8 protein-coding genes are annotated in these 11,328 nt (G+C 69.6%); 6 read left to right on the top strand and 2 right to left on the bottom strand.

The features are described from left to right. Positions 1–139: 139 nt before the first annotated feature. Both ACZ4TR_RS46575 and ACZ4TR_RS46570 read right to left on the bottom strand, forming a co-directional pair. Complete coding sequence (locus tag ACZ4TR_RS46575) at positions 140–1,063, bottom strand: alpha/beta hydrolase fold domain-containing protein (RefSeq protein WP_465295246.1); 924 nt, start codon at positions 1,061–1,063, stop codon at positions 140–142. Beyond that, positions 1,060–1,842 (bottom strand): class I SAM-dependent methyltransferase, encoded by a 783-nt coding sequence (locus ACZ4TR_RS46570; protein WP_465295244.1) that lies wholly within the window; start codon positions 1,840–1,842, stop codon positions 1,060–1,062. Before ACZ4TR_RS46570 ends, ACZ4TR_RS46575 begins: the two co-directional genes overlap by 4 nt. Positions 1,843–2,042: 200 nt before the next feature. On the opposite strand from ACZ4TR_RS46570, the gene ACZ4TR_RS46565 reads away from it, so the two are divergent. From ACZ4TR_RS46565 to ACZ4TR_RS46540, 6 genes are all read left to right on the top strand, one after another. After that, positions 2,043–4,304: a discoidin domain-containing protein gene (locus ACZ4TR_RS46565; RefSeq protein ID WP_465295242.1), complete on the top strand. Its 2,262-nt coding sequence runs from the start codon at positions 2,043–2,045 to the stop codon at positions 4,302–4,304. Between the two features lie 9 nt (positions 4,305–4,313). Next, positions 4,314–6,488, top strand: a complete 2,175-nt coding sequence (locus tag ACZ4TR_RS46560) for a discoidin domain-containing protein (RefSeq protein WP_465295240.1) — start codon at positions 4,314–4,316, stop codon at positions 6,486–6,488. A gap of 87 nt (positions 6,489–6,575) precedes the next feature. Next, a complete protein-coding gene (locus ACZ4TR_RS46555; protein ID WP_465295238.1) occupies positions 6,576–7,583 on the top strand; it encodes a LacI family DNA-binding transcriptional regulator in 1,008 nt (335 codons plus the stop codon). Positions 7,584–8,103: 520 nt separating this feature from the next. Continuing rightward, positions 8,104–9,480, top strand: coding sequence for an ABC transporter substrate-binding protein (locus ACZ4TR_RS46550; RefSeq protein ID WP_465295236.1), 1,377 nt, complete (start codon positions 8,104–8,106; stop codon positions 9,478–9,480). Then, positions 9,458–10,432, top strand: a complete 975-nt coding sequence (locus tag ACZ4TR_RS46545) for a carbohydrate ABC transporter permease (RefSeq protein WP_465295234.1) — start codon at positions 9,458–9,460, stop codon at positions 10,430–10,432. The genes ACZ4TR_RS46550 and ACZ4TR_RS46545 overlap by 23 nt, the downstream gene beginning before the upstream one ends. Continuing rightward, positions 10,429–11,298, top strand: coding sequence for a carbohydrate ABC transporter permease (locus tag ACZ4TR_RS46540; protein WP_465295232.1), 870 nt, complete (start codon positions 10,429–10,431; stop codon positions 11,296–11,298). The genes ACZ4TR_RS46545 and ACZ4TR_RS46540 overlap by 4 nt, the downstream gene beginning before the upstream one ends. The last annotated feature ends 30 nt before the right edge of the window (positions 11,299–11,328 follow it).

Here is an 11,328-nt window from a genome sequence, read left to right as displayed (position 1 = left end):
GGACCTGGCTTTGGAACCTGGCCACCAACGCACCCAAGGGTGTGGGGGGGGACGCAAAAAAAAACAAGTGGGGGGGTGGGGCCTCCCAAAAAACCAACCGCCACATTGGGGCGCACGAACCGAGCCGGTGAACATCGCCCTAGCGGCCGAGCAGGTGGCGCAACCAGGTCAGCCGGGCGGCGCGCGCGGCCCGGCTGACCTGCGCTTCCGGGGCCAGCGCGTCGAAGCCGTGGAAACCCCCGGGCCACACGTGCAGCTCGGCCTCGCCGCCCGCCTGCCAGATCCGGCTCGCGTAGGCGACGACCTCGTCGCGGAACGTCTCCGCCGTGCCGACGTCCAGGAACGCCGGTGGCAGCCCGGAAAGGTCGGCGGCGCGGGCCGCGGCGGCATACGCCGGAACGTCGGCCGTGCCGCGGCGATCACCGAGGTAGGCCGTCCAGCCGACGTTGTTGGCCGTGCGGTCCCACAGGCCGCGACCGTCGAGGTCGACGGCGGACGGCGTGTCGTTGCGGTCGTCGAGCATCGGGCAGAGCAGCAGCTGGCCGGCGACTTCCGGACCACCGCGGTCGCGTGCGAGCAGGGCCGTGGCCGCCGCGAGCCCGCCGCCGGCGCTGATACCGCCGAGCACCACCGGGCCGGCGCGGTGCTCGACCGTCCACAAGAGACCGGTGTAGCAGTCCTCGACCGGCACCGGGTACGGGTGCTCGGGCGCGAGCCGGTAGCCCGGCGAGACGATCGTCAGGTCCGTTCCGCCCGCCCAGTCCAGCAGGTTCGGCACGTCCTGGCCGAGGTGGCTGCCGACGATCGTGCCGCCGCCATGCACGTAGTACAGGACACCCGCGCTCGTCGCCGGGGTCATCACCAGCAGCGGAACGTCCCCCGCGTACTCCTCGGTGACTTTGTACGCCGGGTACGCGGCGGCCAGCTCCTCGACGGTCCGGTGCTCGGCGGCGTTCAGCTCGCGGCGGCCGGGGATGTCCTCGAGCGAAGCCAGCGGCGGGCGGAGGGCGCGCAGGGTTTCGACGACCGGCGCCAGCTCCGGGTCGAACGGCGGCGGCGTCACGCCGTCGGGTCCGAAACGACGAGGACCAGCGAGCCTTCGAACGTCGGCTGCTCGCGCAGCCGCCCGTAGCGGCGTTCCCACGTGCCGTCGTCGAGGTCGTGCTGCAGCTCGGCGGCGAAGCGGTGGTGCACGCGGTCGTCGACGAAGCTCCACGCCGAGCACGACAGCCGCGCGCCCGGGTCGAGCAGGCGCTCCGGGCGGGCGTAGTAGGCCTCGTTGAAGCCGTCCGTGCAGTCGATCGGGATGGGCACGGGGACGATCGACGTGGGGCCGCCGAGGCCGTCGGCGATGTCGTCGACCGACGGGTAGCGGCGTGCCTCGGTCTCGATCACCTCGGGCGCGTAGTCGAGCAGCCAGAACCGCCGCAGCAGGGCCGGGTCGCAGGTCAGGATGGCGACCGGGCCGCGGGTGACCCGGCGCAGCTCCTTCAGCCCGGTCCACAGGTCGTTCCACTGGTGGACGCTGAACGTGCTCATCGCGCCCTCGAACGCCCGGTCCGGGAACGGGAGCTTCTCGGCGACGGCGTCGATCGCGGGCGGCAGGTCCGCCGGGCGCTGCGCGCGCATCGACGCGGACGGCTCGACCGCGGTCACTTCGCGGTCTTCGGGTTCGTAGGCACCGGCACCCGCGCCGACGTTGAGCACGGTCCGCGCGTCCCCGAGCGCGTCGAGGAGGTACTGGCCGATGCGGGGATCCGGCTTGCGGTAGTCGGTGTAGACCCCGCCGATCGCGCCGTAGTCCGCGTCCCCGGCGCTGCCGTCCGCACGTCGCTGGCTCATGACGGAAAACTATCAGCGCGCCTCCGAGCGCGAGATCGTTGCTCCGGCGGGCGTAAGCGAACGTCGGACATCCGGCGCAGCCGTCACTTCCTGTCGCAAAGTTGCGTAAGTTCGTTCAACTATTGCGATTTCTTGTCCAGGATTCGTATGATCCCGGTCACAGAGGTCCCCACCCTGCTGCGGAAAGGCCAGTGCCGCCCATGTCTCCCAGCTCTGTCTTCAGCGCGCCCGCAAACGCTCCGGATCGCTTCCGGGCCAAGAGATTCGCCACTCTCGCCGCCGCCGTGACCGCCGCGGCCGGCCTGACGATCGCCGCCGTGCCCGCCGGTGGATCGGCCCTCGCGGCCGGCCGCGGCGCGACCGTGCCCTTCCTCGAACAGGAAGCGGAGAACGCCGCGACGAACGGCTCGGTCATCGGCCCGAACCGCGCCGCGGGCACGCTCGCCGGCGAGGCGTCCGGCCGCAAAGCCGTGACCTTGTCCGGCCAGGGCCAGTACGTCGAGTTCACGCTCACCGCCCCGGCGAACTCGATCGACTTCCGCTACAGCCTCCCGGATGCGGCGAACGGGACGATTTCGCTGTACGTCGGCGGTGCCCACAACCGGGACATCGCGCTGACGTCGAAGTGGGCCTGGTACTACGGCTCGTACCCGTTCACCAACAACCCGGGTGACGGTCACGCGCACCACTTCTACGACGAGACCCGCGCGCTGCTCGGCACGTCCTACCCGGCCGGCACCAAGATCAAGCTGCAGGTCGACGCCGGCGACGTCACGCCGGCGACGATCGACCTGGCCGACTTCGAGCAGGTCGGCGCCGCGGCCACCCGGCCGGCGAACTCGGTGTCCGTCACCGACTACGGCGCCACCGCGGGCGACACGAGCGACGACGCTTCGGCGTTCGACTCGGCCGTCGCCGCGGCTCGCGGCCAGGGCAAGGAAGTCTGGATCCCGTCGGGAACCTTCACCCTCGGCCACCACATCACGGTCGACCAGGTGACGATCCGCGGCGCCGGGCCGTGGTACTCGGTGCTCACCGGGCCGCGCGCCGGCATCTTCGGCAAGGGCGAACCCGAGAGCTGCGGTACCTCGACCTACCCCGGCAACCCGGCCGTGCCCGGCACGAGCAGCGCCGTGAAACTCTACGACTTCGCGATCATCGGCCAGGTCGACGCCCGCGTCGACTGCGACCAGTCCAACGCCATCGGCGGGGCGCTGGGCGGCGGCTCGGTCGTGCAGAACCTGTGGCTGCAGCACACGAAGGTCGGGCTGTGGCTCGACGGGCCGTTCGACGGGCTCACCGTGGCCGGCAACCGGATCCTCGACCAGACCGCCGACGGGCTGAACCTGCACCAGGGCATCAGCAACGCCACGGTGACGAACAACTTCCTGCGCAACACCGGTGACGACGGCCTGGCCATGTGGTCCGAGCACGACGCCGACCACCACAACACGTTCTCCTTCAACACCGTGCTGCTGCCGATCCTCGCCAACAACATCGCGATCTACGGCGGGCACGACAACACGGTGTCCGACAACGTCGTGGCCGACAACCAGGACCAGGGCGGCGGCCTCCACATCGCCAACCGGTTCAGCGCGGTGCCGCTCTCCGGCACCACGACCGTCGCGCGCAACACCGCGATCCGCACCGGCGTCCTCGACTCGAACTGGCAGTTCGGCGTCGGCGCGCTGTGGTTCGACGGCCGCGACTCGGCGATCACCGGCCGGATCGACGTCACCGACCTCGACCTGCAGGACAACAACTACGAGGCCATCCAGTTCATCGACAGCGCCACCACGGACGTCCACTTCACCAACGTGCGGATCACCGGGGCGGGCACCTTCGCGTGGCAGATCCAGGCCAAGCCTTCGGGGTCCGTCAAGAACGTCGTCGCGACGGGGGTCGGGCGGGCCGGGGTCTACAGCTGCATGGGTCCGGACGCGCTCACCGGCCTCGCCGATCAGGGTGGCAACTCGGGCTGGTCGACGACGTTCTGCGGCTCGTGGCCGACGCCGGTCTACGGCTCGGACAACGGCGGCACGACCACTCCCCCGACCACCACGCCGACTCAGCCGACGGGGAACCTCGCGTTGCACAAGAGCGTCAGCGCGTCCGGTTCGCAGGGTGGGTTCCCGCCGGGCAACGCCGTCGACGGCGACGCGAACTCGTATTGGGAGAGCACGAACAACGCGTTCCCGCAGTCGCTGACCGTCGACTTCGGCGCCACGGTCAGCGTCTCGCGGCTGGTGCTGAAGCTGCCGCCCTCGTGGGGCTCGCGCACGCAGACGCTGTCGGTCGACGGCGTCAAGGCGTCGGCGACGTACGCCTTCGATCCGGCCTCGGGCAACGCGGCGACCGTGACCTTCCCGGCCACCTCCGCGCGAACCCTGCGCCTGACCTTCACCGGCAACACCGGCTGGCCCGCCGGGCAGCTGTCCGAACTCGAAGCCTATTCGTCCTGAGAGGTGATGATGTCCCGCATTCCCGCTCTCCTTGCCGCCGCGCTCGTCGCGTCCGGCCTGGCTGTGCTGTCCGGCAGCACTCCGGCCACGGCCGCGACCTGCCCGGCGACCGCGCCGGGCGGCGCGAGCGTGCCGTTCCGCACCGTCGAAGCCGAGTGCTCAGCGACGAACGGCTCGGCTGTCGGTCCCGACTACACGCAGGCGTCGATCGCCTCGGAAGCCTCCGGACGGCAGGCCGTGCGCATCACGACCGGCCAGTACGTCGAGTTCACGCTGCCCGCGGCGGCGAACTCGATCAACGTCCACTACAACCTGCCGGACGGCTCGTCCGGGCGGCTTTCGGTGACGGTCAACGGCACGAAGCTCGCGCTTCCCGTGACGTCGCGGTATTCCTATGTGGACACCAGCTGGATCCCCGGCGCGAAGACCCACCACTTCTTCGACGACGCCCGGCTGCTGTTCGGCCAGAACGCCGCGGCCGGCGCGAAGGTCCGGGTGTCCGCCGATTCCGGTGACGTCGGCCAGGCGACCATCGACCTCGCCGACTTCGAGCAGGTCGGCGGCGCGGGGACGAAGCCGTCGGCCGCTTTGTCGGTGACGGACTACGGCGCCACGGCCAACGACTCCTCCGACGACACCCAGGCGTTCCGCAACGCGCTTTCGGCGGCGCGCTCGCAGGGTCGCGAAGTCTGGGTTCCGTCGGGCCGGTTCGAGATCGGCTCGGCGCTGCAGATCGACCAGACCACCGTCCGCGGCGCGGGACAGTGGTACACCGTGCTGCACGGCAACAACATCTTCAACAACGGCAGCGCCTCCGGGAACATCAAGCTGTACGACTTCGCGGTGTTCGGCGACGTGACCGAACGCAACGACGGCAGCCCGGACAACGCGTTCCACGGTGTCCTGGGCAACGGCTCGGTCGTGTCGGGTCTCTGGATCCAGGACACGAAGTGCGGGCTGTGGCTGATGAACGGCGCGTCGTCGAACGTCACCATCGAGAACAACCGCATCCTGGACACGCAGGCCGACGGCGTGAACTTCGACGGCGCCGTCACGAACTCGACGCTGCGCAACAACTACCTGCGCAACAACGGTGACGACGGGCTCGCGCTGTGGTCCAACGGCCAGGCCGACTCGGGCAACTCGCTGGTCAACAACACGATCGTGCAGCCGAACCTGGCCAACGGCATCGCACTGTACGGCGGGTCGAACAACACGGTGAGCGGCAACCTCGTCCAGGACACCAACGCTCTCGGCGGCGGGTACCTGGTGGCGAACCGGTTCAACTCGGTGCCGCTTTCGGGCACGGTGACGCTGTCGAACAACACCGCGCTGCGGGCCGGCGCGCTCGACCCCAACTGGCAGTTCGGCGTCGGCGCGCTGTGGTTCGACGCGCGTGACCAGGCGATCACCGGCGTCACGATCCGGGTCACCGGGTTCACCGCGATCCAGAGCCCGTACGAGGCGATCCAGTTCATCGACGGCAACGGGCAGGGCAAGCAGATCCAGGGCATCACGATCGACGGCGTGACGGTGCAGGGCGTCGGGACGTTCGTGGCGCAGTCGCAGACGCAGGGGTCGGTGTCGATCAGCAACCTGACCGCGTCCGGCGTCGGCGTGACCGGGACGTACAACTGCCCGTACCCGACGTCGATCCCGCGGATGACGTTCGGCGGGTCGGGCAACAGCGGCTGGACCGGCACGTGGAGTGACTGCTCGAGCTGGCCCGCGCCGAACTCGGGCCCGCCGCAGCCGACGCAGCCGGGCACCAACATCGCGAAGGGCAAGGCGATCAGCGCGTCGGCTTCGCAGGGCGGGTTCCCGCCGTCGAACGCCAACGACGGCAATGCCGACACGTACTGGGAGAGCGCGAACAACGCGTTCCCGCAGACGCTGACGGTGGACCTGGGCGCGGCGGCGTCGATCAACAAGGTGACGCTGCGCCTGCCGCCGTCGTCGGCGTGGGGCGCGCGGACCGAGACGGTGACGATCTCCGGCAGCACGGACGGCGGTTCGTACACGACGCTGGTCGGTTCCCGCGGGTACGCGTTCGACCCGGCTTCCGGCAACACGGCGTCGGCGTCCTTCACGGCGACGTCCCAGCGTTTCGTGCGGCTGACGTTCACCGGCAACACCGGCTGGCCCGCCGGTCAGGTGTCCGAGTTCGAAGTGGCGGCTTCGTAGCTCGGTCGTCCGGCAAGCCCGTATCGGTCCCCGGGACCGGTACGGGCTTGTCATACTTTTGCGCGCAGTTGCTGTAAAGTTTCACGCATGACGCGTCGTCTTGCCGAAGTCGCCCGCCAGGTCGGGGTCAGCGAAGCCACGGTCAGCCGGGTGCTCAACGGCCGCTCCGGGGTGTCCGCCAGCACCCGGGCCGCCGTGCTCACCGCGCTGGACGTGATGGGCTACGAACGCCCCACCCAGCTGCGCGGCGAGCGGGCCCGCCTGGTCGGGCTGGTGCTGCCGGAGCTGCAGAACCCCATCTTCCCCGCGCTGGCCGAGATCATGGGCAACGCCCTCGCGCAGCAGGGGTTCACGCCGGTGCTGTGCACGCGGACCGCGGGCGGGGTGTCGGAGGCGGAATACGTCGAACTGCTCCTTCAGCAGCAGGTGTCGGGCGTGGTGTTCGCCGGCGGGCTGTTCGCCCAGGCGGACGCGGTGCACACGCACTACCACCACCTGGTGGAGCGCCGGCTCCCGACGGTGCTCATCAACGCGGCGGTCGACCACCTCGGGCTCCCCCAGGTCTCGTGCGACGACGCGGTGGCCGTCGAGCAGGTCGTCGGGCACCTGAGCTCGCTCGGGCACGAGAAGATCGGGCTGGTCCTGGGGCCGTCGGACCACGTGCCGTCCCGGCGCAAGCTCGCGGCGTTCCAGTCGTACGCGGCGAAGCTCGGGCTGCCGGTGCTGGACGAGCTGGTCGAGCACGGCATGTTTTCGATCGAGGGCGGCCACGCGGCGGCGGCCAGGCTGTACCCCCGCGGCGCGACGGCGGTGCTGTGCGCGAGCGACCTCCTGGCCCTGGGAGCGATCCGCGCGGCGCGTCGGCAGGGGTTGTCGGTGCCGGAGGACGTCTCGGTGGTCGGCTACGACGACTCGGCCTTGATGAACTGCACCGACCCACCCCTGACGACCACCCGCCAGCCGATCGAGGCAATGGGGCGCGCGGTGGTGGAGCTGCTGGTGAAGCGGATCAACGGGGGCGAGGTGGCGGCGGAGGAGCTGCTGTTCGCACCGGAGCTGGTGGTCCGGGGCTCGACGGCCCGCCGCACGGCTTAGCCCGCACCTTCCAGAGCGCGACGGCTTCCGAGCCGTCGCGCTCTTTTCGCGCCCGGCCGGGGCCCGCCCGCCCCCAAGCAGCCTCCGCCCTCTCCGGCAGGTTCCGGCAAGGTCACCCAGCCTGGCTGCCCCGGCGCCTGCCATAGGCGCGGCGCCCTGGGCAAACGTCTTGAATGGGTCATTCAGGACCTCTGGAGTCGGCTGCGGCGGTCGAGGCGGGCCCTGCCGAGGCGCGCAGCACCTGCGTCGCTTCGCGCGCCCGCCCGGCCACCACCTCGAGCGCCCCAAGGCGGCCTTGGTTGCGTCAGACGCACCCAAGGCCGCCTTCGGTGCGTCTGACGCACCGAAGGCCACATTGGGGCGTTCGGGCGTACCCACTCAACCCCGGACTCCGCAGCAGTCCACTCGCGGCCTGTTCGTAACTTGCAACTTCTCGTCGTCTTATTGCGTCGATCTGCTCTCACACTTTAGAGTGACCGCAATCACGTGACAGCCGTCGCGACCCGAGAAGAGGCTTGAGATGAGCAGTCCCTGGTCCCGAACCGTGCCCCGCCGGATCTTCTGCATGCTGGCCGCAGGTGGCCTCGCCCTGGGGGTGGCCGCCTGCGGCAGCGACTCCGGCACGGAGACCGCGGGGGGCAAGGTCAAGATCACGGTCACCGGGCAGCCGCCGACCAGCCAGCCGTTCGAGCGCAGCGTGTTCGACGCCGACGTCAAGGAGTTCGAGGCTTCCCACCCGAACATCGACATCGATCCGCACGAAGGCTTCATGGACCCGAAGACCTTCTCCGCGAAGCTCGCCGGCGGGCAGCTCGAGGACGTCTACTACGTCTACTTCACCGACCCCGCGCAGATCATCGCGCGCCGTCAAGCCGCCGACATCACGGAAGCCGCGAAGAGCGTTCCGCACATCAGCGACATCAAGCCGGAACTCCTCGACAACTTCCGTGACGCGAACGGCAAGCTCTACGGCCTGCCGACGATGAACTACACGATGGGCCTGGTCTACAGCCGCCCGCTGTTCCAGAAGGCCGGGCTCGACCCGGACAAGCCGCCGCAGACGTGGGACGAGGTCCGCGACGCCGCGAAGAAGATCTCCGCGCTGGGCAACGGCGTCGTCGGGTACGCCGACTACAGCAAGAACAACCAGGGCGGCTGGCACATGACCGGCTGGCTCTACTCGATGGGCGGCGACATCGCCCGCAAGGACGGCGACAAGTGGGTCGCCGACTTCGCCAACGACAAGGGCAAGCAGGCCCTGCAGTACCTGCACGACATGCGCTGGACCGACAACTCGATGGGCGCCAAGCAGCTCCTCGAAGCCACGGACGTGCAGCGCATGATGGGCGCCGGCCAGCTCGGCATGTACATGGCCGCCCCGGACAACGTTCCGGTGCTGGTCAAGCAGTTCAACGGCAAGTACGAGGACTACGGCATCGCCGGCATGCCCGGCGGCCAGGGCACGCTGCTCGGCGGCGAGGGCTACATGATCAACCCGAAGGCTTCCCCGGACAAGGTCAAGGCCGGCCTCGAGTGGATCCAGTGGAAGTACCTCAACCCGGACCGCTTCGAAAAGCACATCCAGCAGTACGTCGACGGCAAGCAGCCGGTCGGCCTCCCCGCCGAGCCGACCCCGGACGTCTGGACGGGCTCGGTCCGCGAGCAGCAGCTGGCGCTGAAGGCCAAGTACGCCAACGTTCCCGCGAAGAACTACCAGTCCTACGTGGACACGACCAGCAAGATCAAGGGCAGCATCGAGCCGCCGAACGCGCAGCAGATCTACGCCGCGCTCGACAGCGTCATGCAGGCGGTGCTCACGGACCAGAACGCGAACATCGACCAGCAGCTGTCGTCGGCTTCGGCGAAGGTCAACAGTGTCCTCGCCCAGGTCAAGTAGCCTTCTCGCCTGGCCCGCGACGTCTTCGTCGCGGGCCAGGCGGCCGGTCACCTCCCCCGGGGAACGCCGCCGGACCCGGATCAGGCGCAAGCTCAAGGAGAACCTCACCGCGTACGGCCTGCTCTGCGCCGCGCTCGTGGTGTTCGCCCTCTTCTCCTGGTACCCGATCGTGCGCGGTGTGCTGCTGAGCTTCCAGCAGGTCGACTTCGTCAACGCGCCGACGTGGGTCGGGTTCGACAACTTCAGCCGGCTCTTCGCGGACCCGCTGTTCGGCGTCGCCTGGCGCAACACGCTGCTGTTCACCGGGCTGGCGCTGGTCTTCGGCTTCGCCGTCCCGTTCCTCACGGCCGTGCTGCTCAACGAGCTCCGGCACGCGAAGGCGTTCTTCCGGCTCGCCGTCTACCTGCCGGTGATGCTGCCGCCGGTCGTGACGGCGCTGATGTGGAAGTGGTTCTACGACCCGGGTCCCGGTCTCTTCAACTCCGCGCTCGGCGCGGTCGGCCTGCCCGGCGGCCAGTGGCTCGACTCCTCCACGACGGCGATGCTGTCGCTGGTGTTCGTCTCGACGTGGGCCAACATGGGCAGCACCACGCTCATCTACCTGGCCGCGCTCGGCACCATCCCCGGCGAGCTCTACGAAGCCGCGGAGCTCGACGGCGCCGGGCTGTGGAAGCGGCTGCGGCACGTGACGTTCCCGCAGACGCGGTTCGTGCTGCTGGTGCTCCTGCTGCTGCAGATCGTCGCGACGATGCAGGTGTTCACCGAGCCGTACGTGATGACCGGCGGTGGCCCGGACGACTCGACGGTCACCGTGCTCCTGCTGCTGTACCGCTACGCCTTCGTCTACAACGACTTCGGCTCGGCGAGCGCGATGAGCCTGCTGCTGTTCGTGGCGCTCGGCGTGTTCTCGGCGTGGTACGTCCGGCTGACGCGGAAGGCGGACCAGTCATGAGGACCCTCGTCTCGCCCGGCGCGTTGCGCAGCCCGCGCGGCAAGGTCGTCTACGGTGTCGTCTTCGCGTGCACGCTCGCGGTGTTCGTCGTGGCCTTCATGTTCCCGCTGTACTGGGTCGTCACCGGCGCGATGAAGTCCCCGCAGGAGCTGGCGCAGACGCCGGCGACGCTCGTCCCGCACGAGTGGCACCCGGAGACCTTCGCCGACGCGTGGGACCAGCTGAGCCTGGGCAAGTACTTCCTCAACACGCTGATCGTCGCCGGCGGCGCGTGGCTGGCGCAGCTGGCCATCGACGTCCCGGCCGCGTTCGCGCTGTCGAAGCTGCGGCCGAAGTTCGGCAACGTCGTGCTCGGGCTGATGCTGGCCACGCTCATGCTGCCGGCCACGGCCCTGCTCGTCCCGACGTACGTGACGGTGACGGACCTGCCGCTGCTGCACCTCAACCTGATCAACTCGCCGACCGCGGTCTGGCTCCCGGCGGCGGCGAACGCGTTCAACATCTACCTGCTGAAGCGGTTCTTCGACCAGATCCCCGACGAGCTGATCGAAGCGGCGCGCATCGACGGCGCCGGGCCGGTGCGCACGCTCTGGCGGATCATCCTGCCGATCTCGCGGCCGATCCTGGCCGTGGTGTCGATCCTCGCGGTGGTCACCGCGTGGAAGGACTTCATCTGGCCGCTGCTGGTGTTCCCGGACACCGAAAAGCAGACGCTCTCGGTGATGCTGCAGCGGGTGGCGATCGACATGCCGCTCAACGTGCTCGTCGCCGGGATGGTGCTGGCCAGCCTGCCGATGGTGGCGCTGTTCCTGGCCTTCCAGCGGCAGATCCTCGCCGGGCTGACCGCCGGCAGCATCAAGGGCTGAGCCGGGTTTTCACGACGACTAGGAGGGCAC

Source organism: Amycolatopsis sp. NPDC028719, from assembly GCF_055565395.1.
Note: the sequence above shows the minus strand (reverse complement) of the source record. Positions and strands in the feature narration are given on the sequence as shown.

Coding starts and splice junctions, on each gene's coding strand:
- ACZ4TR_RS46570 (WP_465295244.1), bottom strand. CDS start 1,842: ATGAGCCAGCGACGTGCGGACGGCAGCGCCGGGGACGCGGACTACGGC.
- ACZ4TR_RS46565 (WP_465295242.1), top strand. CDS start 2,043: ATGTCTCCCAGCTCTGTCTTCAGCGCGCCCGCAAACGCTCCGGATCGC.
- ACZ4TR_RS46560 (WP_465295240.1), top strand. CDS start 4,314: ATGTCCCGCATTCCCGCTCTCCTTGCCGCCGCGCTCGTCGCGTCCGGC.
- ACZ4TR_RS46555 (WP_465295238.1), top strand. CDS start 6,576: ATGACGCGTCGTCTTGCCGAAGTCGCCCGCCAGGTCGGGGTCAGCGAA.
- ACZ4TR_RS46550 (WP_465295236.1), top strand. CDS start 8,104: ATGAGCAGTCCCTGGTCCCGAACCGTGCCCCGCCGGATCTTCTGCATG.
- ACZ4TR_RS46540 (WP_465295232.1), top strand. CDS start 10,429: ATGAGGACCCTCGTCTCGCCCGGCGCGTTGCGCAGCCCGCGCGGCAAG.